Raw genomic sequence first — 25,411 nt, forward strand, 5'->3', positions numbered from 1 at the left:
TCGACACGAACGGGTGGGCTTTCCCGGTCACTGCGCCAGCGTCCGATCGACCAGCGCATCGATCGGACCCAGATCGGCCAGGAATGCATCGATCGCGGGTCGCGCCGGGCGACCGGGGCGATCCTCGGCTGAGACGAACACCGCCGCCGCGCGCTGCGGCCCGCCGATCAGTCGGGCCTTCATCGTCTGGATCTTGACCGCGAGATCGCTGCCGGTGGTGACATCGCCGACCCGGTAGAAGCTGGCGACTTCGCGCACAAGCTTGCCGGGGCCGGTGATGCGCTGGCTGCGGCCACCTGCGGGGGCGGTGGTATCGGCCGCCCAGCCCCAGCTGCTGTTCTCGCCGATCGCGCCTTGGCCGAAGCCGACCAGCTCACGCCCTTCGGACTGGCGCGCAAATACGATGATCGCCAGATCGACTTTTTGCCCGGCGGCATCGCGATAGCGGCCGAACAGGCTGTGGTCGGGCGCGGTATAGACCGGCCGCCACCAGGCCCCCGTGATCGGCGCGCGCTGCCAGCCTGCCACTGTCGGCAGCGCGATCCGCGCTGGCAGCGGGCTCGCTTGCGCGGCGACAGCGGCCGACCATGCGACCGGAGCCGCGATGATCGCCGCCGCCGCCAGCCCGACGCGAATGGGATCGCGCGCGCGTCCGGTTGGTAGAGTCACGGGATCGAACCAGGCATCGCCCGGCCGCCGATCGAAGAAACGCCAGCCGATCGCGGTGACGACCGCCATCACAATCGCGAAGAAGAACCAGCCATAGACGATGTGGTCGAACCCGGTCGCCGTCTCTACGCTGGTCAGGTGCGCGACCTGGATCGTCGCCCAGGCGCGCAGGCCGTTGGCCAGCACCGGTGCTGCCAGCGCCAGTGCCATGAAGCCGATCCGCCGCGGCCAGCTGGTGAAGCAGACATTGGCGACCAGCGCGCCATAAGCCGCCATCGCGATCAGAAAGCTGACGCCCGAACAGGCTTCCGCCACTTCGAACCAGCCATTGGGGATGGTGATGAACACGCCATCGATCGTGGCGGGCACCCCCGTCAGATGCAGCAGCGCCATCACCATATGCGCCGTCAGCGTCTGCAGCGGCGGCACCAGCTGGTCGCCGGCCGGCACCAGGAAGACGGCATAGCCCAGCGGAAAGGCCAGCGCGCGCGTCACCGCCGGCCCGGTCATCGCTACTACCGATCCGGCCAGCATCAGCACCAGCCCGGCGTGCCGCGCCAGCGCGACCCCCGCCGCCTGCCCCAGCAGCCAGCCGCCCGCGCCGGCCGCCACCACCAGCAGCCCAGGCGACCAACCGATCGGCGTCAGCCGCGCCAGCCCCGTCCGGCGCTGCCATATGCTCCAACCGATGATCGGCGGAATCAGCAGGCAATGGCCGAAGGTGGAACTGGTCCACCAGATCGTCACGATATCCGCCACGTCGCGCGCGCAGAGCAGCAGCGCGAGCAGCCACAGCGCGCCGATCCGGCCGATCGCGGCCGTCCAGCCGCTGCCGCGATCGATCGCCGGCGCGGCCAGCGCGGCGGCCGTCACGCCGCCGCGCCGATCGCCGCCGGTTCGCGCCCGATCAGCGCCGGCAGCCCGGCAAGCCGTGCATCCCAACCATAGCGCGCCACCATCCGGGCCCGCGCCGCCCGGCCGATCGCGGTTGCGCGATCGGGATCGCTGAGCAGACCGACGATCGCGGGTGCCATCCTCTCCAGCGGGCAGACGATCAGGTCGCGCCCGTCGAGCGCGTCGATGCCCTCGTGCGCGGCCGGGCTGGCGACCACCGGCCGCGCCATCGCCATCGCTTCGAGCACCTTGTTCTGGATGCCGCGCGCCGTCAGCAGTGGGGCGACCACCGCCGCCGCATGCGCCAGCCACGGCCGCATGTCGGGCACCGCCCCCGTTACCACCACGCCCGGCAGATCGGCCAGCCGCTGCACCGAGCGGGTCGGCGCGCGCCCGGCGATCACGAAGCGGACATCGGGCCGCGCGGTGCGGATCAGCGCGAACGGACCGCACGCGAACGCCTCGACCGCCTCGATATTGGGGGCGTAATCCATCTGCCCGGTGAATAGCAGGAAGGGCGTATCGATCGGCGGCTTGGGCCATAGCTGCGCAGGATCGAATCCGGCCAGATCGATGCCATTCTCGATCGGCTCGATCCGCACGCCCGGTGCGCCGGCGCGGAACAGCGCTGCCTCCGCCTCGCTTACGAACAGGCTGGTATCCGCCTGCGCCGCTACGGCCCGTTCGAACCGCGCCAGCAGCCGCGCCTCGCGCGCGTGGATCCAGCGCATCGGCGCCTTCGCATCAGCCGCATAGGCCGCGAACTTCGCCGAATCGACATCGACGAAATCCATGATGAACCGCCGCCCCCCCAGATCACGCGGCACATAGGTCGCCATCTGGCCCGAGAACACGAACAGCGTGTCGATCGGCCGCTCTATGAGCAGCCGGTCCACAGCGGCCCGGATCGCGTCATCGTCGAACATCGCCACCGATACCGGTTGTCCCTTGGCGAGCGCGGCAAGACCGCCCTCCAGCCGGCCGCGCGTGCGGACCACCGTCGCCAGGCTCGCCACCATCGGCCGCAGCCCTTCGGCCGCTGCAGCATCGTCGTCATCGTCGGCGAATGCGACCACATGCACCGGCGCCAGCGCCGCCAGCGCCTTCACCAGATGATAGGATCGGATGCGGTCGCCGCGGTCGGGCGGATAGGGCGCGCGGTGCGCCAGGAAAAGAATCTCGCCCATCAGCCGAGCCCACGCGCGATCAGCGGGCCGATCCGGTTCGCGACCGCCAGCGGCAGCCGCCGCCACGCGGCGACCTTCGCGCTATATTTCGGGTCGAGGGGGTTGATCCTGCGCGGCTCCCGGCCGCCCGCGGCACGCGCCGCATAGGCAAGCGGCACGCCTCCAAACCCCCAGTTCCGCTTGAACGCCGCTGCGCCCGTGCCCGTCTTCGACCGACCGAAGTCGAAGCGCGTGCAGCCGCGCGCACGGGCATGGCGCATCAACGCGAAATACATCAGGTCGTTGGCGCGCCATGTCCGCGCCCCGGCGGTGCCGCCGCCCCAATAGGGATAGACGGTACCGCGGAAATAGAGGCTGAGCACGCTCGCCAGCGGCACGCCCTCCCTCGCCACGGTAAGGATGTCGGCATCCGCGCCGAACCGGTCCAGCACGCGCGCGAACAGCGTTGGCGGAAACACCGGCGTGCCGAGATTGTGGACGCTCGCCGCATAGATCGCATGATGATCACGCAGCGCCGCCGCGTCCCGGCCAATCGCGACATCGAGATCGAAACCCAGTGCGCGTCGAACTTCGGCGCGCTGCTTGCGCGGGATCGCCAGCAATTCCGCCTCGTCGTCCGCCGCCAGCGGCCGCGCAAAGCCGAGATAGCTGGTGTCGTCGCGCGCCCAGCCCGCGGGCAGCGCGCCGCCGCGCAACTCAAGCGTGGGACAGCTCAGCGTTTCCGCCAGCGCCCAGCCCGCCTCCGCCAGCGGTTCGACCAGCAGTGGATCGTCCGCCAGCACCCCACCGCCGACCGCGAAGCCGGTGGAAACCAGCGCGCGGCCGAACAACGGGCTGTGGACTTCGGTCAACGGCAGCAGGCCGACGATCGCGCCGCCACGTTCGGCGGTCAGGCAGTGCGCGTGCTGTCCGCAGCCCTCCGCCACGCCCAGCTGCCAGGCAGTCAGGTGGAACGGCGTCGCCCCCGCCGCGGCGCGCACATAAGCGTCGATCGCGGCGCATTCGGCCGGATCGTTGAGGCGCGCCGCCCGGATCGTGGCGGAGGCCACCGGATGGTCCATCCTCATATCCGCGCGGCTTCGATGGCGGCGGCGGCGTCCACCCGCCCCCAGCGCGTCTCCGCCAGCAGCCGTTCGAGCTTGCCCGTCATCGCGCCGAGCCGGCTATAATGGCGCAGCCGCGATTTCAGCGGTGCGCCTGCCACGCGCGGCTGGCCGGGGTCGATTTCCCATGGATGGAAATAGAATATCGCAGGCCGCCCCTCGGCATTCACCTGATCGACCGCCCAGCGCGAGAATCGATACGGCAGCAGCCGGAAGAAGCCGCCGCCACCTGCCGCCAATGTGCGGCCGCCCAGCCGCGCGGTCGTCACCGGCAACTCGATCAGCGCCGCATCCGGAATCGGCCGCCAGGCGAAGCGCGGGCTTTGGGCCCAGCCATAATGGTCGTGCCGCACCGGCGCGACGCTGGACGAATAGGCATAGCCTTCCTCGGCCAGGATCGCGTGTGCCCAGGGCGTACGTGCATCGATCGAGAAGCTGGGCGCGCGATAGCCGGTGATCGCGACCCCGCCCGCATCCTCCAGCACCGCACGGGCACGACGGATATCGGCGCGGAACTGATCGGGCGTCATCCGGAACACGCGTGCATGATCCCAGCCATGGCTGGCCAGTTCGTGCCCGGCATCGACGATCCGGCGGATCAGCGCAGGATGGCGTTCCGCCACCCAGCCCAGCGTGAAGAAGGTGCCCCTAGCACCGGCACGGCCGAACAAGTCGATCACTGCATCGGTATTGGCTTCCACCCGACGGATGCAGCCGTCCCAATCGGCCCGATCGATTACATGCTCGAACGCGCCGACCTGAAACCAGTCCTCGATATCCACCGATAGCGCGTTGACGACCGCCACATCATCCTCCCGCCCGCCCGCGACCGGGGGGCGCCATGCGCGCGTCATGCCGCGTCGGAGTGGAGCGCGTCCAGCCGCGGACGGGCATCGTCACCCTCGACCCATTCGACCAGCAGCGACAGCACACGATGCAGCGCGCGTTCCTGCTCGTCGAACCGCGCTTCCAGCGCCGCCAGCCGGCGGGCCAATGCCGGATCGGCGGCGACGGGGGCGGCCGGCGCGAACAGCGCTTCGGATCGGCTTGCCGGTTCCGGCTGATCGGCCGGGGCGGTGTCGAGCTCGGTCGCCGCCGCAGCCACGGTCTGGCCTTCGATCGTGTCAATTCCTTCGACCGCGCCCAGCAGCAGCACGCGCGCGGCCAGCAGGTTCAGCCGGCGCGGCACGCCGCCCGTCTCGGCATGCAGCGTGGCATAGGCGGCGGCAGTGAAGTGCGGCCGCCCGGTCCAGCCCGCCAGCGTCAGCCGGTGCTCGACATAGGGGCCGACCTCGGCCGCCCCCATAGGTTCGAGATGATGGGTCGCGATCACACGCTGGCGAAGCTGCTCCAGCCGCGGCGATGCCTTCACCCGGTCGCGGAACTCGGGCTGGCCCAGCAGGAAGATTTGCAGCAGCGCCTGCCCGCCGGCCTGGAAGTTGGAGAGCATGCGCAGCTCCTCCAGCGTCTCTTCCGGCAGATTCTGCGCCTCGTCGACGATCAGCAGCACGCGCTTGCCGGCGCGCGCCTCATCCTTCAGGAACCGCTCGATCCGCCCCAGCAACGCGGCCTTGTTGTCGCTGCCGGGAGAGATGCCGAACGCCTGCGCAGCACAGCGCAGCATGTCGTCCGGTCCGATCTGGGTCGAGACGAGCTTCACGGCCGTCAGCCGGCTCTTGTCGATCGTGGCCATCAGGTGCGCGACCAGCGTGGTCTTGCCCGCGCCGATATCGCCGGTGATGACGATGAAGCCTTCGCCCTGCGCCAGGCCATAGCCCAGATAGGCCATCGCCTTGCGGTGGGTTGCGCTGTCGAAATAATAGCGCGGATCGGGCGTCAGCTGGAACGGCTGGTCGGATAGCCCGTAATGGTCGGCGTACATCGCGGCCTCCAAATCAGAACTGGTATCGCATGCCGAGCAGCAGCTGGCCCGAAAGATCGCTTTCGAAGCCTTCCTGATCGAATGCGTAGAGGCCAACGGTAGCATTGCCGGTCAGCCGGTCGGTGAAATTGTGGAACAGCGCGCTGGTGGCGCCCGCGCTCGTCACGTCGGCGGCACCCGGGATGCCCGGATCGTAGAAATCGACATAGACCGCATTCTCAAGGCTGGTGCGCGGCGCCAGCTGGCGAGCAAGCGTGCCCTGCAGCGTGATGCTGCTGTCCTTCACGCCATCCTGTGCGAAGATCGTCTGGAACAGCGGTGACAGATAGCGCCGCTCGGCATAGCCGCCGCCGATGCCCACTTCCCAGCCATGAAGCCGTGCCGAATAGAGCGCCGTCACGCCGCGGCTGCGATAATTGGCGGTGGTGACGGATTGGAAGCTGTCGTTGAAACAGCCGCCGGTGCCGCCCGCGCCGGGGTTCGTTCCGAACACGCAACCGCCGAACCGATTGGTCAGGCCGTTGCGCGGCACGTTGAAGCTGGCCGGAAGCCCGGAAAGATTGCGGTTCAGCGATCGGCCGAAACTGTCGACCGCGTTGTAGACCGTGATGTTCAGCGCGCTCTGCGGCCCCGTCTGCCAGCTCAGCAGCCCGGTGACCGCGGTCGCGCCGTAGCGCTTGCCGACGCGGGCTTCCAGGGTGGTGCGGCGGTTGGGCTTCCAGATCACGCCCGCGTCGTAGATCAGCCCATTCTCGTCATAGGCCAGCAGCCGCGGCGAGGTCGGATCCGTTACGAAGCCGCCATTGCCGTTCAGCACGGGAAAGCCATCCGTCCCCAGCAGCGGCGCACGCTGGCTGCTCTCGAGATCCTCGTAACCGACGCCCGCGGTCAGCGCGAGCGTGTAGGAGACCGGCACCGTCACGTCGCCGCGCACGAACAGCGCCTCGTAGCGCTGGTCGAGCTGACTGGCATCCTCGCGCTCGTAACCCGTCGCCACGCTCCACCCGAACGGCAGGATGCCGGTCTCCATGCCGATGCTGGCATAGGCGGTATGGCTGGTCGAATCATCGTAGCGGTCGAGCGGGCGCTGGCCCGGCGGCAGATCCACGCCGAGGCCGTCGCGCACCTTCACATAGCCTAGCCGATAGCCGGCCGCCCAGTTCATCTGGCCGATCTCGCCGCGCAGGTTCGGACCAGCATAGGCAGCGAACACTTCGGAGACGTTGCGATTGTCACCGGTCAGGAACACCGGGGCCCCACCGCGGATGTCGGTGCGTGCGCGCGTCGCCAGTGCACCAGCCTCGATCGTCAGCAGATCGGGCACTGCAGTGTAGTTCAGCCGCGCCAGCCCGCTGTGGATCTCGTCGTCGGCAAGATTGTCGTTCCAGGCGAAGCGCCGTTCGTAGCGATAGCTTACCGTCGTCTCGATCCGCTGGGTGCGAATGCCGGCATCGACGCCTGCCGCGACTGCGGTATAGGTCAGCACGTCGCCGCCATTCTTCAGATCGGCATCCAGCACCTGCTGGACCTCGATATAGGGCTGCACGCCCGATACGGTGCGGGCATCGGCCGAGATGCCGGCCAGCGCGCCGACCAGCAGGGTCGATGCGATCGGAAGCGCGATCCGCATCACGCGTCCCCCTGTCCATAATATCCGAAGCGGCTGCCGCCCGAAGGCAGGCTGACGGCGTTGAGCAGCAGCCGGATCGTCTCGCAGCCGGCGAGCATCGCGACGGCATCGCGCAGGTCCGCCTCCGACGTTCGGTCGGCGCGCGCGACCAGCACGACCTGGCCGACATGATGCGCCAGCTCGGACGCGGGCGACGCCGCCAGCGCGGGCGAGCTATCGAACACGATGATCCGGTGCGGCGCATGAGCCACCAGCCGTTCCAGCACCGCACGGGTGCGGGCCGATGCGATCCGCTCGGTCACGTCATGCCCGGCACGGCCGGCGGGCAGCACCGAGAGATTGCCGACATCGGTGCGGATGATGCACGCCTCGGCATCCAGTTCGGGATCGGCGATCGCATCGATCAGCCCGGGGCCGGCATCCAGCCCCAGCGTCGACAGGATCGAAGGCTTGGCAAAATCGGCGTCGACCAGCAGCACTTCATGATCGCGCTCGGATGCCAGCGACAAGGCCAGGTTCACCGCGCAGAATGTCTTGCCGTCACCGGGTTGCGCGGACGCCACCAGGATCATGCGATCACGCGGGGCAGCGCCCCCAGCGGTCGCGGCGTGCAGCAGCTGCCGCTTGACGATGCGGAACTCCTCGGCCAGCGCGCCGACCGGGCTGTCCGGCAGGATAAAGCCCGCCTCGCGCAGCGCATCGCTGTCGATGGTGCCGGTGCGGCCTTCCCAATGGGTGCCCTGCGCTTCGTCCGCGAACTCGATCGGATCGGGCGAGAAGGCAGCGACCCGCTTCGGATCGGGCTCGATCGCGATCGGCGCGCGCGCGCGCATCGCCGCCTCGAAGTCGAAGACCTCGGCGGCACGCTCGATCAGGGAGCGGGCGGGGCTCGTCATGGCAGGCTCCTCATGCGACCAGCCCGCGCTGGACGAATTCGATCAGCAGCAGCAGGCCGAGCGCGCCGGGCAGTGCGCCGGCGGCCATCGCGAACTGGCGCAACCGCTGGGCGCGCAGGGCGCGGACCGCGGGGGTCGCAATCTCGCCGATCCCGCCCAGCACCGGCAGCCCGGTCGCCTTGGCCAGCCGTTCCGCGGTCGGATAGGTGGTGCGGAGCTGGCCGATGGCAAAAGCCGCGCCGATCCCGCCGCCCAATGCGACCACCAGCACCGCGAACAGCAGCAGCGGGCGATTGGGCGCCACCGGCAGCCGCGGCTGCGACGGCGGATCGATCACGCGGAATTTAACCGCATCGGTCTTCGACGCGACATCGGACCGCAGCTTCACATCCTCGCGATCGGCGAGCAGCTTGTCATACTGCGCCTTCTTCACGTCATAGTCCTGCTGCAGACGCGCCTGCTCGGCCGCGACGCCTGGCTCCTCCGCCTGCTTGGCAGCAAAGCTCGCCATGTCGGCACTCAGCTGCGCCTTGCGCGCACCGAGCGCGGCAACGGTTGCCTGCTTCTCGGCCTGCATCGATCGCATCGTGACATACATCGGGTTGGGCGCGCTCGCGCCGCCGCCGCCGCGCGGTTCGCGTGCAGCACTTCCGCGCAGCCGTGCGATCTGGGCTCTGGCGGCGATCATGTCGGGGTGCTGGTCGGTCCAGCCCTTGGCGGCCCCGTCGCTGATCTGTCCTTCGAGCGCGGCGATCCGCCCGCTCGCCCCGCCAACCACACCGCCGCCGCCGCCCGCCACCGGGATGCTGGCAGGCGTGCCCGCCATCTGTCCGTTGACCGCCGCCAGCGCGCCCTGCGCCGCCATCAGCTGCAATTCGACCTGCGACATCTCGATCCGCGCGCCTTCCATGCGCTGGCTGATCGATCCGATGCCTGGCAGCAGCCCCAGATATTTCTGCTCGAACGCCACCCGGCGCTGCTCGGCCTCGCGCAGTGCGGCCTCGCGCGTCTTCAGCTCGGCATCCAGGAAGCTCAGCGTCTGGCCTGTCTCGTCGCGATCACCCGCGAGATTCTCCTCGACGAACAGGTCGATCAGTTTCTGAACGATCGCGCGCGAAAGCTTGGCGTTCTCGGCATCGGAAAGCCCGCCCGCGCTGACCTTCGCGCTGACTTCGAAGAAATTGTCGGCCTGCGCCGTCAGCGTGATCGACTTGCGCAACGTCTCGACTGCGCCGGCCACGTCCTGCGGGCTCTGCGCCTTGAGGCCAAGATCGGTACCACGCACGACCTTTTCCAGGATCACCGACGAGGTGAGCATCTGGCGGACGCGGTCGATGTCCTTCTGCTGGTCCTGTGCGGTCACGCCGACCTTGCTGGAGAGCAGCGACTGGGTCTGCACGAACACGCGCGCCCGGCTTTCATAGGCGTTGGGGATCAACGAGACGATCAGCCAACCCAGCAGCGCGATCGCCCAGGCTACCGCCAGCGCGATCCAGCGCCGCCGCCAGACCGCGAAGGCGGCGATGCGCAGTTCCTCGTAGATGCCGTTCATCCGCCCGGGCTTCCAATCAGAACGAGGATTCGGGGATGATGATCACGTCACCCGGTTCCAGCCGGACGTTCGCCTTCGAATCGCCGCGCTTCAGCAGATTGTTGATCTTGAGCGCGAATTCCTGCTGCTTGCCGCTCGCTCGGTCGTGCCGGACCAGGCGGGCATTGTTGCCCGACGCGAATTCCGAGAGGCCGCCGACCGCGATCATCGCATCGAGCAGCGTCATGTTCGCGCGGTAGGGCAACGAGGCCGGCTTCTCGGTCGCGCCGACGACGCGGACCTGCTGCGAATAGGTGCCCGAGAATTCCTCGACGATCACCGACACGATCGGATCGGCGACATAGGTGGCGAGCTTCGCCTTGATCTCGTCCGAAAGCTGGCTCGGCGTCTTGCCAACCGCGGCAAGGTCCGCGATCAGCGGCGTCGTGATCCGGCCATCGGGGCGCACCTGCACCTTCGCGCCCAGTTCCGGATTACGCCACACGAAGATCGACAGCTGGTCGAGCGGGCCGATCACATATTCCTCGCCCGGGCCCTCCTGGGTCGATACGAAGGAGGCCGGCGGCAGTTCGGGCGCGTTGGGGCCACCCATCGAGCAGGCCGACAGCGCGATCGCCGACGCCGACAGCGCGAGCAGGATCCGGGACGAGCGACGGACAGACATCATCTTCACCTCGTGCAGCCGACCGTGAAAGCGGTCGCATCCGGCAATCGTCTTGGCCGAGAGAGGTGAAGATTGGGTTTAGGACGCTACGCCAATGCGCTTGGCGAACCGGGCCCTGCCTGCGAAAGCAGCTGAATGACGATTACGGTCGCGCTGTTCGAGGATCTGCGGGCGGTCGCCGCCGATGCCGCCGGGGCGCTCGATCGTGACCGGCAGGCATCGCTCCACGATCGGATCGACTGGCTTTGCGCGATGGCCGACCATGGCCTCGGCGGGCGCCCGCTGGTTGCGCGGGCACGCGACAGCTTCGGCAACGCCGCATGGCTGCCGCTGGCGGCGGACGGTCGCGCGGCGCACGCCTATGCCTGCTGGTACACGCTCGACTATCGACCAAGCTTCGCTGGTGACGGCGACCATGATGCGCTGCTGATCGCAATCGCCGTTGCGCTGAAGCCGATGTTCGACCGCATCGTGCTTGCGCCGATGCAAATCGATCAGGCCGAACGGGTCACCGCCGGCTTTTCGCGTGCGGGCTGGCGCGCGGAAACGACCACGACGAGCGTCAACTGGCGCACGGCCATCCCGCCCGATCCTGCCGATTGGTGGGCGGCGCGGCCGGGCCGGCTGCGCAGCACGCTGGCCCGCAAGGAACGCGCAAGCGGACTGCGCTATAGGATCGTCGATCGTTTCGATTCCGCGCTGTGGGCGGACTATGAGGCGATCTATGCGGACAGCTGGAAGCCGGCCGAGGGATCGCCCGGTTTCCTGCGGGCGCTGGCCGAGCGCGAGGGCGCGGCCGGCGCGTTGCGCTTGGGCGTCGCCTTTGCCGGCAGCGATCCGGTCGCCGCGCAGTTCTGGCTGAGCGAACATGGTATCGCCACCATCCACAAGCTCGCGCATCGCCGCGCCGCCGACCCCCTATCCGCCGGCACGCTGCTGACGGCGGCGATGTTTCGCCATGTCTTCGCAGCGGATCGGCCTGCGATCGTCGACTTCGGCACGGGTGACGATGCCTACAAGGCGGACTGGATGGAACAGGCGCGTCCGCTCGTCACGCTCACGCTCACGCGGCGCGGCAGCATCGCCGATCTGGCCGCGCGCGGGCGGGCGCTTGTCCGCCGCATTCGGAGCGACTAGGGGGCGGCGATGGGGAAACGGCCAGGATATGCGGTGTTGGCGGATAGGGATGGGCTCGAGGTTGATCGCACCGTGCGCGCGGTGCTGGCAGACGTGCTGGGGCTGGACCAGGCCCGCGTCGCCGCCTTCGATGATTTCACACCTTTGTTCGGTGCGCTGCCCGAGCTGGACTCGATGGCGGTCGCCGGCCTGCTGACCGAGCTTGAGGATCGGCTGGGCATCATCATCGAGGATGACGAGGTCGACGGCGCGATGCTTGAGACGTTCGGCGCGCTTTCCACCTTCGCGCGCGGCAAGTCGCTGCAGTGAACGAGGCGCTCCGCGGCGAGGAAGTCGCAGGAGCCCGCCCCGAGCCGATCTTCGCGCGCGGCCCGACCGAGGGGCCACAGATCCTGATCGTCCAGCCGCTGTTCGCGGAGCGTAATCGCACGCGCATCCTGATCGGCGATGTCATGCGCCGGCTCGCAGCGCACGGCATCGGCTGCTGGCTGCCGGAACTGCCTGGCGAAGGCGAGAGCGCGACCCTGCTGGAGCAGACGAGCTGGGCCGCGTGGCGCGCCGCGGTGGCCGCCGCCGCCGATCATGTCGCCGCGCGCAGCGGCAGCGTTCCCTTCGTCGCATCGCTCAGGGGCGGCGCGCTGCTCGACGATGCGGCGGCGGCGCGCGGCTGGTGGCGGCTTGCGCCGACCGGCGGCGCAGCGCTGCTGCGCGACGTGATGCGCGCGCAGCTGATGGCGGATCGCGAGGCCGGGCGCGGCGGATCGCTGGCCTCGCTCGATGCGGCTGCGCTGGCCGGCCCGGTATCGCTGGCCGGCATGACGCTCACCCCGCCGCTCTATGCCGGCTTGCGCGATGCGGTGCCGGCCGAGGTGCAACCGCTGCGGATTGTGCGGTTCGAAGGTGATGGCGGCAACGCCAGCGACCGGCTGGCAGGCGAAGCGCTGTGGCGGCGGGCCGAACCCGGACGATCCGCCGATACTGCCGATCTGATCGCGGCCGACATCCGATCCTGGATCGAGACGTGCGGCGCTACCTGACGATCGCGTGCGAGGGCGTATCGCTGGCGGCGACGCTTGACTTGGCCGATGGCACGAGCGGCCTGCTGATCGTATCCGGCGGCACCGAGACGCGCAGCGGCCCGCACGCGGCGATGACCCGGCTGGCGCTGCGGATCGCCGCCGCCGGCTTTCCGGTACTGCGGTTCGATCGCCGCGGGGTCGGCGACAGCGATGGCGACGATCCGGGCTTCGACGGCGCGGGCGCGGATATCGCCGCCGCCGCGACCGCACTGCGCGCCGCCTGCCCCGCCGTCACGCGCATCGTGGGGCTCGGCACCTGCGATGCCGCGAGTGCGCTTGCGCTGGCGCATCGCAATGCGACGCTCGATGCGCTGATCCTGATCAATCCCTGGGTGGTGCCACCGTCGAGCGATCTGCCCCCGCCCGCAGCGATCCGCCGCCGCTATCTCGATCGGCTGACAAGTCTCGATGGCTGGTCGCGGCTGGCGCGTGGTCGCATCGATATGCGCAAGGCGTGGCGCGGCTTGCGTAGCGCGGCGCGAGCGAATGAGCCGGCACTGCTTGCAGCGCAGGTGCGCCACGGGCTTGCCGGTGCCGATGCGACCGTGCTGCTGGCGACCGGCGATGCCACTGCCCAGGCCTTCATTGCCGAGCATCGCCGCAACGCCTTCCCCGCTGTCCTGCACAGCCGCGAAACCGGATCGCATGCGCTGATCGGCCCGGGTGACGCGGATTGGCTGGCCGCCCGGGTGCTGGGCGCTTTGGCCGGACCTTAGGCTGCTTCCTTAGCCTCGAAATCGGCTTCGGCTAGGAAGCGTTCGGCATCCAGCGCGGCCATGCAGCCGGTGCCGGCCGCAGTGATCGCCTGGCGGTAGACCTTATCCATCACGTCGCCGCACGCGAACACGCCCGGCACGTTCGTCAGCGCGGTCCCCGGCTGCACGCGGAGATAGCCGTCCTCGTCCAGATCCAGGTGACCGCGGAACAGTTCGGTCGCGGGGTGGTGCCCGATCGCGACGAACCCGCCGTCCACGTCGAGCCGGCTCGCCGCCCCGGTCCGCGTGTCCTTGAGATCGATCGCGACCAACCCGGCCGCGCCCTCGCCGCCCACGAAACCGGCGACCTCCTTGTTCCACAGCACCTTGATGCTCGGATGCGCGAACAGGCGCTGCTGCAGGATCTTCTCGGCGCGCAGGCTGTCGCGGCGGTGGATCAAAGTGACGTCATGGCTGTGGTTGGTCAGGTACAGTGCCTCTTCGACCGCGGTATTGCCGCCGCCGATCACGGCCACCTTCTTGCCGCGGTAGAAGAACCCGTCGCAGGTGGCACAGGCGGAAACACCCTTGCCACCGAGTTCCGCTTCGCCCGGCGCGCCCAGCCACTTCGCCTGCGCACCGGTTGCGATCACCAACGTGTCGCAGACATAGACGGTGCCGCCATCGCCGGTCAGCCGGAACGGGCGCTGCGACAGATCGACATTGACGATGGTATCCCACATCATCTGCGCACCGACATGCTCGGCCTGCTTCTGCATCTGCTCCATCAGCCACGGACCCTGGATCACCTCGGCGAAGCCGGGATAATTCTCGACGTCGGTGGTGATCGTCAGTTGCCCGCCCGGCTGCAGACCCTGCACCACGATCGGCGCCATGCCCGCGCGCGCGGCATAGATCGCCGCCGACAGGCCGGCCGGGCCGGAACCGAGGATCAGCATGCGGGTCGAATGGGTAGCGGTCATGGCAGGTCGGTCGCTCCGGAATGATGATCCCGCGAGATAGGGAGCGTCGAACCGGCTGTCGACCCGCCGGCTACTGTAGCCCCGGCGGCAGGCCGTTCTGCAGGCTAGCGGTGATGCGCTTCGCCTCGATCTCGGCGAGCCGCCATTCATTCACAGTCAGGCAGCGCTTCTGTGTGATGAACAGCGAGCCGAGTTTCGGCGCCGGCTTGCAGACCAGCTTCTCCTTGTCCAGCGCCAGCTCGCGGCGGTCGGCAGCGGGAATGGCAGGCGTGATCCCGGCCGGCAGCCGCCAGTCGACATAACCTTCCTGGGTGGAGGCGACCGGATTGCCGCGCGCGTTCCGCTTCGGCGTGAAGCGGCCGAACCGAACCAGCATGTCGCAGGTCTCGCGGTCCAGGCGCCAGAAGCCACTCGACTCGATCGGCTCGCAGCTGTTCATCCGGCCATCGCGCGACATCGACACTCGCACGCCGACCTTACCCTGCTCGCGCCGCTTGAGCGCGGCCGGCGGGTAATGATCGAGCATGAACTGCGCGTTGCGCACCGTCTGCTCGCTCGGCCTGTCGGGCACCGGAGGCGCCCCCTTCGGCGCATCACCTGTCTGGAGCGACAGCGTGGACAAAAGCAGCATCGCGAGCGCCATGGCATTTCCCCCTTGCAGTTCAACGCGATCATGCGCGCGAATCGGCCCTGCCGCAACGCCTGCGCATGATGGATTGCGATTGGCGCCCGCGTTCCCTAACTGTTCGCGGGTGACCCATGCCAGCCCCGCCCCACAGCCCGAACCGCCCTATCTGGCCGGCCTGAACCCGCCACAGCGCGAAGCCGTGCTGACGACCGAAGGGCCAGTGCTGGTGCTGGCCGGCGCGGGCACCGGCAAGACCGCGGCGCTGACGGCGCGGCTGGCGCATCTGATCGCCACCCGCCGCGCCTGGCCGTCCGAGATCCTGTCCGTCACCTTCACCAACAAGGCAGCGCGCGAGATGCGCGAGCGGGTCGGCCGGATCATCGGCGATGCAGTCGAAGGCATGCCCTGGCTTGGCACCTTCCACTCGATCGCCGCCAAGATGCTGCGCCGCCATGCCGAGCTGGTTGGGCTGCAATCGAACTTCACCATCCTCGATACCGATGATCAGCTGCGTCTGCTGAAGCAGCTGATCGTAGCGGCCGATCTCGACGAGAAGCGCTGGCCCGCGCGCCAGCTGGCCGGGCTGATCGATCGCTGGAAGAACCGCGGATGGACGCCGGCGGAGATCGATGCGGGTGAAAGCGAGACCTTTGCCAACGGCCGCGGGGCGGAGCTCTACGCCGCCTATCAGGCGCGGCTGCGGGCGGTGAACGCCTGCGATTTCGGCGATCTGCTGCTGCACATGCTGGTGATCCTGAAAACGCATCGCGAGGTGCTGGAGCTGTATCAGCAGCGCTTCCGCTACATCATGGTGGACGAATATCAGGATACCAATGCCAGCCAGTATCTGTGGCTGCGGCTGCTGGCGCAGGAGCGCAAGAATATCTGCTGCGTGGGTGACGACGACCAATCAATCTATTCTTGGCGCGGCGCGGAGGTGGCCAACATCCTGCGGTTCGAAAAGGATTTTCCGGGCGCGGTCACGATCCGGCTGGAGCAGAATTATCGATCCACCCCGCACATCCTGGCGGCCGCATCGGGCGTGATCGCGCACAATGGCGGGCGGCTGGGCAAGACGCTGTGGACCGACGCCGCCGAGGGCGAGAAGGTGCGCGTGGTCGGCGTGTGGGACGGGCCGGAGGAAGCCCGCCGCGTCGGCGACGAGATCGAGGCGGCCCGCAATCGGGGCGAGCGGATCGACGATATGGCGATCCTGGTGCGCGCCCAGTTCCAGACGCGCGAGTTCGAAGACCGGTTCATCGCGATCGGCATGCCCTATCGCATTGTCGGCGGCTTCCGCTTCTACGAGCGCGCCGAGATCCGCGATGCACTGGCCTATCTGCGCGTGATCGCGCAGCCGGCGGACGATCTGGCGTTCGAGCGGATCGTGAACGTGCCGAAGCGCGGGTTGGGCGACAAGGCGGTCGCGCGGCTGCACATGCTGGCGCGAGCCGAAGGCATCCCGCTGCTGCTGGCGGCCGCGCGCATCCTGGACACCGATGAGTTGACCGGGGCGGCCCGCAAGTCGCTGGGCCGGCTGTTGGGCGACATCGCCAATTGGCGCGACCGGCTGGCGACGACGCCGCATGCCGAGCTTGCCCGCCAGATGCTGGACGAGAGCGGCTATACCGCGATGTTGCAGGCCGATCGATCGGCCGAGGCTGCTGGCCGGCTCGAGAATCTGACCGAGCTGGCCCGCGCGATGGAGGAATATGAGACCCTCCCCGCCTTCCTGGAGCATGTCAGCCTGGTGATGGACAACGACGCCAACGCCGACGAGCCGAAGGTGACGATCATGACGATCCACGCGGCGAAGGGGCTGGAATTCGGCACCGTCTTCCTGGCCGGGTGGGAAGAAGGCGTGTTCCCCTCGCAGCGCGCGCTGGACGAAGGCGGTGCCGCCAGCCTGGAGGAGGAGCGACGGCTGGCCTATGTCGCGATCACCCGCGCCCGGCGGCAGGCGTTCATCTTCCACGCCGCCAATCGCCGCATCTATGGTCAGTGGACGTCGTCGATCCCATCACGTTTCGTAAACGAGTTGCCCGCCGATCATGTCGACAGCGAGACGACCATGACCGGCGGCGCATCGCTGTGGCGGGCGCAATGGTCCGAACAGGGCGATCCGTTCGCGCATGTCGGCCGCGGCCAGGGGCGCGGACCGGGCTGGCAGCGGGCCGCGGTCAGCGGCGTCGATACCGCGCCGACCCGGATCGTCGAGGCTCGTGCGTCGGCCGCCAGCTTCGCCGCCAAGCCGCGCGCCGATCTCGCGATCGGCCAGCGCGTGTTCCACGCCAAGTTCGGCTATGGTGCGATCGCCACGATCGAAGGCAACAAGCTGGAGATCGATTTCGAGCATTCCGGCCGCAAGCGCGTGATCGACAGTTTCGTGCAGCCAGGCTGACGCGCTAGACGGGCGCGATGACAGTCACTGCCGACGATGCCCAGCGCCTGATCCACGAAGGCGTAGCAGCGATGCAGCGCCGTGATCCGCGCGCCGCACGCGATGCGTTTGCCGCAGCCTGCGATTGCCCCGCCATCGCGCCGCCGCTGTTGCCGCTGGCGCAGGCCTGCCACGCGCTGGGCGATCGGGCGGGCGAGGAAACCGCGCTCGATCGACTGCTGGCGATCGAGCCCCGCAACCTCCGCGCGCTGCTGATGAAGGGTGAAGCGCGGATCGCCGCAGGCGACGATCGCGCCGCCACGTCCTTCCTCAACGTGGCGATCAAGTCGGCGGATGCCCAACAACCCCCCGTGCTCGCCGCCCAGCTGGTTCGCGCTCAGCAGTGGCTGGCAGGTGCTGCAAGTCGCTACGAGACGCATCTGCGCGGCCGATTGGACGGCGCCGGCCTGCCGCCGTCCTCGCTGCAGGGCCGGGTCGGCGCGGCGATGGCGATGCTGAGCGGGCGACGCGCGCTCTATCTCCAGCAGCCGAGCAGCTTCTATTTCCCGGGCCTGCCGCAGATCGACTGGTATGATCGCACCGATTTCGCGTGGGCCGAGGCGCTCGAGGCCGAGACCGATGCGATCCATCACGAGCTGGCCGCAGTGATGGCGGATGACCGCGACTTTCCGGCCTATGTCCAAGGCGAAGGCGATCGCCCGCGATCGCGTCACACATTGCTCGACGATCCGAGCTGGGGGGCGTTCCACCTGCTGAAGGGCGGACTTCCCGTCCCCGGCAATGCCGATCGCTGCCCGCGCACGATCGCCGCGCTGGGCCAGGCGCCGATGCCGGCGATCCGCGGCCGATCGCCGATGGCGCTGTTCTCGCTGCTGAAGCCCGGCACGCATATCCGTCCGCACCACGGCCTGCTCAACACCCGGCTGATCTGCCATCTGCCGCTGATCGTGCCGCCAGGCTGCGCGATGCGCGTCGGCGCCGAGACACGCGAATGGCAGCGCGGAAAGCTCACCATCTTCGATGATTCGTTCGAACACGAAGCCTGGAACCACGGCCGATCAACGCGCGTGATCCTGCTTTTCGAAATCTGGCGCCCCGAAATCTCGGCAGAGGAACGCGCCGCGCTGACCGTGCTATTCGAAGCGATCGGCGACTATGGCGGCTTCGGCGAAGAAGACTAGCGGACGGTCTGTGCGGCGGCAGACATCGGCTGCACCTGCGGGTTGAGTTTGCGCAGGTTGACCAGATAGCTGCGTGGCTTCTTCATCAGCTTCGGATCGTCGACCACGGTCAGCCCGATCGCGCGCGCGATATCGCCGACGAAGAACACGCAGTTGCGCGTGTTCAGCTCATAGGATTTGCCCGGCAGCGCCCGCCATTTCTCGATCGTGGCGAGCACCGCGCGATACTGATGGTCGGTCAGCACCAGGCTGAACTGCGGATCGGACGATGCCATGTAGCCCGGCTTCACATATTCGACATGGCCATAGACCGGCCCCATCAGGATCGCCGGGCTCACCGTCTTCGCGGTGAAGCCGTAGGTGTAGTCGACCGGCGTCGCCGGATCCGCATCGGTCGCGCCGCTCGTCGCCACGAAGGCGTGCGGAAAATTGGTGCCGAATTCCTTCGAGTAGAAGGTGATCGTGACCGCCGCTGAAGCCGGCGTGGCGAGGATCAGCAGCAGCGGAAGAGCGAGGCGAGACAGCATGGCAGCCTTTTACCTTGCTGATCGCCGGCTGAAACCCGGAAAACCAGGGACGGCGTCCGAAGCAGTCAGTCGGCTTAGGCTCTTCTCCAGGTAAGCGAATTCGCGCTAGAGTTGCAGTCATGACAATTGAGCATCTGCTTTTATACGGAGCGATCGCAGGCGTGGTGATCGGGCTTGCAGCCGGCCGCCACCGGATTGGGTGCTACGCCCTGTTGGTCGTGCCCGTGGCGATGATCATTTATATCGGTCAATGGCAAGCGGCCCACCCAGGAAATGTCCGTTCGACCAGCGCCCTGGACTTCATTTTCGGGCCGCTCTGGCCAAGCCTAGGAGCACTCGCGGGCTTCTACGCTGGAAGGTTGGTACGAGCTAAGCTTCGGCATCGCCGAGGGGATGACGAATAGAAGCCAGTTCCAAGCCAAAAGCTATCCGGACCGCAGCCGCGCCACCCCCGCATCCCGCTCGAACAGATAGAGCGCGGTCCGCGCCGCCTCCCCGCGCGGGCCGTCGAGCCCGCCTTCATGCTCGACCAGCAGCCGCGCGTCGTCGGTCGCGGTCTCGATCAGCGCGGCCACCTGTTCGGGCGCGGCCAGGCGGAACGCGGCCTCGCCCGATTGGCGCGTGCCCAGCATCTCGCCCGCGCCGCGCAGCCGCAGATCCTCCTCGGCGATGCGGAAGCCGTCGTTGGTGTCGCGCATTAGCGCCAGCCGCGCGCGCGCCGTCTCGCTCAGGCTGGCGCCGCGCAACAGCAGGCACACTGATCGCCCGCCGCCCCGCCCGACCCGGCCGCGCAGCTGGTGGAGCTGGGCGAGGCCGAACCGGTCGGCATGTTCGATCACGATCAGCGTGGCCGAGGGCACATCGACGCCGACCTCGATCACTGTCGTCGCCACCAGCACCGCCGCCTGCCCGCGCTGGAAGCGGTCCATCGCAGCGTCTTTCTCCGCCGGCTTCATCCGACCATGAACCAGCGCCACCTTGTCGCCGAACCGCAGCGCAAGCGCCGCCGCCCGCGTCTCGGCCGCGGCCAGATCACTCGCCTCGCTTTCCTCGACCAGTGGGCACACCCAATAGGCCTGGCCGCCGCTCGCGATATGGCGGCCGAGCCCTTCGACGACCTCGTCCAGCCGCTCCTCGCTCACCACCCGCGTCTCGATCGGCTGACGTCCCGGCGGCATCTCGTCCAGCCGGCTGACGTCCATCTCACCATAGTGGCTCAGCGCCAGGGTGCGCGGGATAGGCGTCGCCGTCATCACCAGCAGGTGCGGCGGCCGTTCCGCCTTGGCCTGCAGCAGCAGCCGCTGCGCCACGCCGAACCGGTGCTGCTCGTCTACCACCGCCAGGCCGAGCCGCCGATAGGTCACCGCCTCCTGGAAGATGGCGTGCGTGCCGACCAGGATGTCGATCGATCCATCAGCCAACCCCATCAGCGTCGATTCGCGCGCCCGGCCCTTGTCCCGCCCGGTCAGGATCGCAACTGTCAGCGGCAGGCCGGCCAGCATTCGGGATAGCGACTCGTAATGCTGCCGCGCCAAAATCTCGGTCGGCGCCAACAGCGCGCCCTGCGCCCCCGCCTCCACCGCCGCCAGCAGCGCCATCGTGGCGACCAGCGTCTTGCCTGATCCGACATCGCCTTGCAGCAGCCGCAGCATGGGCCGGCCCTGCGCGATATCGCCCTCGATCTCGGCAATCGCGCGCGCCTGCGCACCCGTCGGCGCATACGGCAGCTTCAGCGCGGACCGCAGCCGCCCATCGCCCTGCAATGGCGTGCCCCGTCGGCTGCGCTGCGATTGGCGGACCAGCATCAGCGCCAGCTGGTTGGCGAAGATCTCGTCATAGCCGAGCCGCTCGCGCGCCTTGCCATCGGCGGGATCGGCATGGATCCGCGCCAACGCCGCACGCCAGCCCGGCCACTCCTGCTTCTCCTTCAGGGAAGGCTCGATCCATTCGGCCAGCTCGGGCGCGCGTGCCACCGCCTGCGCGATCATCTGGCCCAGCCGCTTGTTCGTGAGACCTTCCGACAGCGGATAGACCGGCTCGCGCGCGGGCAGCGCGTTCGCCTCCTCGGGGGTCATCACGTCCGGATGCACCATCTGCAGCCAGACATCATACTGCTCTAGCTTGCCGGATATCGCGCGCGGCTCGCCCAGCGGCAGCAGCTTCTTGGCATAGCCCGACGAGGTGCCGAAGAAGACGAGGCTGACCGCCTGCCCTCCGCGATCGACCGCCACCACGCGCGATGGGCTGCGCGGGCCGCCACCCATCCGATACTCGGTCGGCGTCACCACCGTCGTCACGATCGACCCCACGTCGCGTTCGTGCAGATCGTCCACCGCCCGCCGGTCGATCCAGCCGGTCGGCAGGTGGAACAGCAGATCGATGACCCGCGCCAGGCCAAGCCGACCCAGCGGCTTTGCGAGCCCCGGCCCGACGCCCTTCAGCGCCTGCACTTCGGCGAACAGCGGATTGAGAATATCGGGGCGCATGACTAGATGCCTCGCATAGTCCCAGCCGACGGGCCGCGCCAAGGCCCGCCGGCCGATCGGCATTGGAACCCCGCGTGACCCCCGACGACCGCCTCAAACGCCTCCGCTTCCGCGCCTGGCACCGCGGCACCAAGGAAGCCGATCTGTTGATCGGCGGATTCTTCGATCTCGCCCATGCGGGCTGGACGGCGGCGGAGGTCGACTGGTTCGAAGCGCTGCTGAACGAGGAGGATGTCGAGATCATGGGATGGGCGATCGGCACGATCGCGGTTCCGGATCGTTGGCGCGGGCCGATGATGGAGCGAATGCAGGTGCTGGATTATATCCCGGTGAGCCGTTGATCGATCTTCAACGCATCCTGAAGGCCGATGCCCCCGTCACGCTGGCGGGCGCGCCGGGCGGCTTCCTGCCGTGGCTGATGGCCGATCTTGCGCGCGCCGCTGCGGCCAAGGGTGCGCGCCGGGCGGTGTTCGTGGCGCCCGACGAACAGGGCATGCGCGGCGTGGCCGATGCCGCGCGCTGGTTCGCGCCCGAGCTCGATGTGCTGAGCTTCCCGGCGTGGGACTGCCTGCCCTATGATCGCGCCTCACCCTCGCTGCGCGCCATGTCCGAGCGGATGGCGGCGCTGCATGCGCTGCAGGCGCAGCCGAAGGGGCCGCAGCTGCTCGTCACCACGGTCAACGCCGCGACCCAGCGGACGCTGACGCCGTTCCGTGTCCGCCAGCTGGTCGCGCGGCTCGCGCCCGGCGAACGGATCGATCGCGATGCGCTTGCCGCGCTGCTGCAGGCGAATGGCTATGTCCGCTCCGATACGGTGGCCGATGCCGGCGAATATGCGGTGCGCGGCGGTCTCGTCGATCTGATGCCCTCGGGGGCGGAGCATGCGCTGCGGCTCGACTTTTTCGGCGACGAGATCGAAAGCGTCCGGCAGTTCGATCCGGTCGACCAGCGCACGATCGGCCGGGTCGACGGCTTCACGCTGCTGCCCGCGTCCGAAGCCCTGCTTGACGAGGAATCGGTCAAGCGCTTCCGCGGCCGCTATCGCGAGACGTTCGGCGCCAGCGCGACCGGCGATCCGCTCTATCAGGCCGTGTCCGAAGGCCGCCGCCTCGCCGGAATGGAACATTGGCTGCCCTTGTTCGAAGAGCGGCTGGCGACGCTGTTCGATCATTTGAGCGACGACGACGTGATCGTGCGCGATACCGGCGACGCCGCTGCAGCCGAGCAGCGTTTCGAAGCGATAGCCGATTATCACGCCAATCGCATCCGCGCCCAGACTGCCGAGCCGGGCAGCTATCGCCCGCTGAAGCCCGGCACGCTCTACATGGAGGCGACGGAGTGGGCTGCTGTCGTGGCCGATCGCCCGATCCACCTCGCCACCCCGTTCCACGAACCCGACTCCCCCTCCGTGATCGATCTGGGTGTGGACGGCCCGCGCGATTTCACGCCCGAACGCGCGCAGGGCGGCAACGTCTACACCGCGCTCGTCGACCACGTGGCCGCAATGCGCAAGGCGGGTCGCAGGGTCGTGCTCGCCAGCTATTCGACCGGTTCGCGAGAGCGGTTCGCGGGGCTGCTGCACGACGAGGGGCTGGATCGCACGATCAAGGCGGACAGCTGGCAGGAAGCGCTGGGTGCCGCCGCCGGCGGGGCGGCCGCGCTGATCGTCGTGCCGCTCGACCATGGCTTCACCACGCCCGATGTCGCGCTGCTGACCGAGCAGGACATGCTGGGCGATCGGCTCGTCCGCCGCGCCAAGCGCAAGAAGTCCGCCGATGCCTTCCTGGCCGAACTCGCCACGCTCACCCCCGGCGATCTGGTCGTCCATGCCGATCATGGCATCGGCCGCTATGAAGGGCTGACCTCGATCCCGGTCGGCCAGAGCCCGCACGATTGCGTGGCGCTGAGCTATGCGGGCGGCGACAAGCTGTACGTGCCGGTCGAGAATATCGACGTGCTGTCGCGCTACGGGGCCGAGGAAGGCGCGAGCCTGGACCGGCTGGGCGGCGTCGCTTGGCAGCAGCGCAAGGCGCGGATGAAGGAGCGGATCCGCGAGATCGCGGGCGAGCTTATCGCCACCGCCGCCGCGCGCGCGCTGCGCCCGGCCGAGGTGATGGAGCCCGATCCCGGTGCCTTCCCGGCCTTCGTCGATCGTTTCCCCTACACCGAGACTGAAGATCAGGAACGCGCGATCGGCGACGTGATCGAGGATCTGTCCGCCGGACGGCCGATGGACCGGCTGGTCTGCGGCGATGTCGGTTTCGGCAAGACCGAGGTCGCGCTGCGCGCCGCGTTCGTGGCGGCGATGGCGGGGCAGCAGGTGGCGATCGTCTGCCCGACTACGCTTCTCGCGCGTCAGCATTACACCAACTTCGTCGATCGCTTTCACGGCTTCCCGCTGAACATCGGCCGCCTGTCGCGGCTGGTGCCCGCGGCCGAAGCGAAGAAGGTGAAGGAGGGCATTGCCGACGGGTCGATCGACATCGTCGTCGGCACCCACGCACTGCTGGCCAAGGGGCTCGAATTCAAGCGGCTCGGGCTGGTCATCGTCGACGAGGAACAGCGTTTCGGCGTCACCCACAAGGAACGGCTGAAGGCGCTGAAGACCGACGTCCACCAGCTGACGCTGACTGCGACGCCCATCCCGCGCACGCTGCAGATGGCGATGTCGGGCCTGCGCGAACTCTCGGTCATCCAGACCCCGCCGGTCGATCGACTGGCGGTGCGAACCTATGTGATGCCGTGGGATCCGGTCATGATCCGCGAGGCGTTGCTGCGCGAACATTATCGCGGCGGGCAGAGCTTCTTCATCACGCCGCGCATCGCCGATCTGCCCGACATCGAGGAATTCCTGCGCAAGGAAGTGCCGGAAGTCCGCTACGTCGTCGCGCACGGCCAGATGGCAGCAGGCGAAGTGGAAGAGCGGATGAGCGCCTTCTACGATCGCAAGTTCGAAGTGCTCGTCTCGACCAGCATCATCGAGAGCGGCATCGATATCCCGACCGCCAACACGATGATCGTGCACCGTGCGGACCGGTTCGGCCTGGCGCAGCTCTATCAGATCCGAGGGCGTGTCGGCCGCGCCAAGACCCGTGCCTATGCCTATCTCACCACGCCCGCCAGCCGGCTGGTCACCGAGACCGCGGAGAAGCGGCTCCACATCCTGTCCAACCTCGATTCGCTGGGCGCGGGCTTCCAGCTTGCCAGCCATGATCTCGACATTCGCGGTGCCGGAAATCTGCTGGGAGACGAGCAGTCGGGCCACATCAAGGAAGTTGGGTTCGAGCTCTACCAGTCGATGCTGGAGGACGCGATCAACGAGGCGAAGCTGGGCGGCACAGCCAGCTTCGAGGCGCGCGATCGCGAATTCTCGCCCCAGATCACGATCGATGCGCCGATCCTGATCCCCGACACCTATGTTCCCGATCTCGATCTGCGCATGGGCCTCTATCGCCGGATGAACGAACTCGAGGACAAGCAGGCGATCGAGGCGTTCGCGGCCGAGCTGATCGATCGCTTCGGGCCGCTGCCCGATGCCACGCAGAATCTGCTCAGCGTGATCGAGACGAAGCTCAATTGCCGCAAGGCCTGCATCGCCAAGCTCGATGCGGGCGCCAAGGGTGCGCTGGTCACCTTCCGCGACGACAGTTTCCCAAACCTGCCCGGCCTGATCGCCTACGTCGAACGGCTGAAGGGCACCGCCAAGCTGCGGCCGGACAGCAAGCTGGTGATCCAGCGCGCCTGGCCAGATGCCAAGGCCCGCCTGCACGGTGCGCTGCAGCTGTCGAAGGGGCTGGCGAAGATCGTGGGGTAATCC

At 68.4% G+C, this 25,411-nt stretch carries 21 protein-coding genes; 8 read left to right on the forward strand and 13 right to left on the reverse strand.

The window, feature by feature from the left end; all coding sequences use genetic code 11:
* Positions 1 to 27: 27 nt before the first annotated feature.
* From xrtA to ABC347_RS04845, 9 genes are read right to left on the reverse strand one after another with little or no spacing between them, the layout of a single operon-like run.
* Positions 28 to 1,542 carry an exosortase A gene (gene xrtA / locus ABC347_RS04805; RefSeq protein WP_413244601.1) on the reverse strand — a complete coding sequence of 505 codons (1,515 nt, stop codon included), beginning with the start codon at positions 1,540 to 1,542 and terminating at the stop codon, positions 28 to 30.
* A complete protein-coding gene (locus ABC347_RS04810) occupies positions 1,539 to 2,753 on the reverse strand; it encodes a TIGR03087 family PEP-CTERM/XrtA system glycosyltransferase (RefSeq protein ID WP_413247001.1) in 1,215 nt (404 codons plus the stop codon). Before ABC347_RS04810 ends, xrtA begins: the two co-directional genes overlap by 4 nt.
* The gene (locus ABC347_RS04815; protein ID WP_413244602.1) at positions 2,750 to 3,811 is read right to left on the reverse strand and encodes a FemAB family XrtA/PEP-CTERM system-associated protein; all 1,062 of its coding nucleotides are present in this window, start codon (positions 3,809 to 3,811) and stop codon (positions 2,750 to 2,752) included. Before ABC347_RS04815 ends, ABC347_RS04810 begins: the two co-directional genes overlap by 4 nt.
* A 2-nt stretch (positions 3,812 to 3,813) precedes the next feature.
* Positions 3,814 to 4,707: an XrtA system polysaccharide deacetylase gene (locus tag ABC347_RS04820; protein ID WP_413244603.1), complete on the reverse strand. Its 894-nt coding sequence runs from the start codon at positions 4,705 to 4,707 to the stop codon at positions 3,814 to 3,816.
* Positions 4,704 to 5,735 (reverse strand): XrtA/PEP-CTERM system-associated ATPase, encoded by a 1,032-nt coding sequence (locus ABC347_RS04825; RefSeq protein WP_413244604.1) that lies wholly within the window; start codon positions 5,733 to 5,735, stop codon positions 4,704 to 4,706. Before ABC347_RS04825 ends, ABC347_RS04820 begins: the two co-directional genes overlap by 4 nt.
* A 13-nt stretch (positions 5,736 to 5,748) precedes the next feature.
* The gene (locus ABC347_RS04830; RefSeq protein WP_413244605.1) at positions 5,749 to 7,365 is read right to left on the reverse strand and encodes a porin family protein; all 1,617 of its coding nucleotides are present in this window, start codon (positions 7,363 to 7,365) and stop codon (positions 5,749 to 5,751) included.
* Complete coding sequence (locus ABC347_RS04835; RefSeq protein WP_413244606.1) at positions 7,365 to 8,261, reverse strand: AAA family ATPase; 897 nt, start codon at positions 8,259 to 8,261, stop codon at positions 7,365 to 7,367. The genes ABC347_RS04830 and ABC347_RS04835 overlap by 1 nt, the downstream gene beginning before the upstream one ends.
* Positions 8,262 to 8,271: 10 nt before the next feature.
* Positions 8,272 to 9,813: an XrtA system polysaccharide chain length determinant gene (locus ABC347_RS04840; protein ID WP_413244607.1), complete on the reverse strand. Its 1,542-nt coding sequence runs from the start codon at positions 9,811 to 9,813 to the stop codon at positions 8,272 to 8,274.
* A 16-nt stretch (positions 9,814 to 9,829) separates the two neighbouring features.
* Positions 9,830 to 10,477: an XrtA/PEP-CTERM system exopolysaccharide export protein gene (locus tag ABC347_RS04845; protein ID WP_413244608.1), complete on the reverse strand. Its 648-nt coding sequence runs from the start codon at positions 10,475 to 10,477 to the stop codon at positions 9,830 to 9,832.
* 135 nt (positions 10,478 to 10,612) lie between these two features.
* Here ABC347_RS04845 and ABC347_RS04850 point away from each other — a divergent pair, with 135 nt between their 5' ends.
* Genes ABC347_RS04850 through ABC347_RS04865 form a run of 4 tightly spaced genes read left to right on the forward strand, consistent with a single transcriptional unit; the run spans position 10,613 to position 13,409 of the window.
* A complete protein-coding gene (locus tag ABC347_RS04850; protein WP_413244609.1) occupies positions 10,613 to 11,614 on the forward strand; it encodes a GNAT family N-acetyltransferase in 1,002 nt (333 codons plus the stop codon).
* 9 nt (positions 11,615 to 11,623) lie between these two features.
* Positions 11,624 to 11,923 carry an acyl carrier protein gene (locus ABC347_RS04855; protein ID WP_413244610.1) on the forward strand — a complete coding sequence of 100 codons (300 nt, stop codon included), beginning with the start codon at positions 11,624 to 11,626 and terminating at the stop codon, positions 11,921 to 11,923.
* Positions 11,920 to 12,651 (forward strand): hypothetical protein, encoded by a 732-nt coding sequence (locus tag ABC347_RS04860; RefSeq protein ID WP_413244611.1) that lies wholly within the window; start codon positions 11,920 to 11,922, stop codon positions 12,649 to 12,651. The genes ABC347_RS04855 and ABC347_RS04860 overlap by 4 nt, the downstream gene beginning before the upstream one ends.
* On the forward strand, positions 12,636 to 13,409 hold the full coding sequence (locus tag ABC347_RS04865) for a hydrolase 1, exosortase A system-associated (RefSeq protein WP_413244612.1): 774 nt from the start codon (positions 12,636 to 12,638) through the stop codon (positions 13,407 to 13,409). The genes ABC347_RS04860 and ABC347_RS04865 overlap by 16 nt, the downstream gene beginning before the upstream one ends.
* Here the strand turns inward: ABC347_RS04865 and trxB are convergent.
* Together trxB and ABC347_RS04875 are read right to left on the reverse strand one after the other, a co-directional pair.
* The gene (trxB, locus tag ABC347_RS04870) at positions 13,406 to 14,371 is read right to left on the reverse strand and encodes a thioredoxin-disulfide reductase (RefSeq protein WP_413244613.1); all 966 of its coding nucleotides are present in this window, start codon (positions 14,369 to 14,371) and stop codon (positions 13,406 to 13,408) included. The two genes, ABC347_RS04865 and trxB, sit on opposite strands and share 4 nt — an antisense overlap.
* A gap of 70 nt (positions 14,372 to 14,441) precedes the next feature.
* A complete protein-coding gene (locus ABC347_RS04875) occupies positions 14,442 to 15,014 on the reverse strand; it encodes an energy transducer TonB (protein ID WP_413244614.1) in 573 nt (190 codons plus the stop codon).
* A 109-nt stretch (positions 15,015 to 15,123) separates the two neighbouring features.
* Here ABC347_RS04875 and ABC347_RS04880 point away from each other — a divergent pair, with 109 nt between their 5' ends.
* Both ABC347_RS04880 and ABC347_RS04885 read left to right on the forward strand, forming a co-directional pair.
* A complete protein-coding gene (locus tag ABC347_RS04880; protein WP_413244615.1) occupies positions 15,124 to 17,400 on the forward strand; it encodes an ATP-dependent helicase in 2,277 nt (758 codons plus the stop codon).
* 17 nt (positions 17,401 to 17,417) lie between these two features.
* Positions 17,418 to 18,581 carry an aspartyl/asparaginyl beta-hydroxylase domain-containing protein gene (locus tag ABC347_RS04885; RefSeq protein WP_413244616.1) on the forward strand — a complete coding sequence of 388 codons (1,164 nt, stop codon included), beginning with the start codon at positions 17,418 to 17,420 and terminating at the stop codon, positions 18,579 to 18,581.
* Here the strand turns inward: ABC347_RS04885 and ABC347_RS04890 are convergent.
* Both ABC347_RS04890 and recG read right to left on the reverse strand, forming a co-directional pair.
* A complete protein-coding gene (locus ABC347_RS04890; RefSeq protein WP_413244617.1) occupies positions 18,578 to 19,108 on the reverse strand; it encodes a hypothetical protein in 531 nt (176 codons plus the stop codon). The two genes, ABC347_RS04885 and ABC347_RS04890, sit on opposite strands and share 4 nt — an antisense overlap.
* Positions 19,109 to 19,533: 425 nt before the next feature.
* Positions 19,534 to 21,594, reverse strand: a complete 2,061-nt coding sequence (gene recG / locus ABC347_RS04895) for an ATP-dependent DNA helicase RecG (RefSeq protein WP_413244618.1) — start codon at positions 21,592 to 21,594, stop codon at positions 19,534 to 19,536.
* A 74-nt stretch (positions 21,595 to 21,668) separates the two neighbouring features.
* Here recG and ABC347_RS04900 point away from each other — a divergent pair, with 74 nt between their 5' ends.
* Both ABC347_RS04900 and mfd read left to right on the forward strand, forming a co-directional pair.
* Entirely contained in the window at positions 21,669 to 21,935 is a 267-nt protein-coding gene (locus tag ABC347_RS04900) for an FAD assembly factor SdhE (RefSeq protein WP_413244619.1), read from the forward strand.
* Entirely contained in the window at positions 21,932 to 25,408 is a 3,477-nt protein-coding gene (gene mfd / locus ABC347_RS04905; RefSeq protein WP_413244620.1) for a transcription-repair coupling factor, read from the forward strand. Before ABC347_RS04900 ends, mfd begins: the two co-directional genes overlap by 4 nt.
* The last annotated feature ends 3 nt before the right edge of the window (positions 25,409 to 25,411 follow it).

The sequence above is a fragment of the Sphingomonas canaveralia genome, from assembly GCF_047238125.1.
Classification (GTDB): domain Bacteria; phylum Pseudomonadota; class Alphaproteobacteria; order Sphingomonadales; family Sphingomonadaceae; genus JBDFMH01.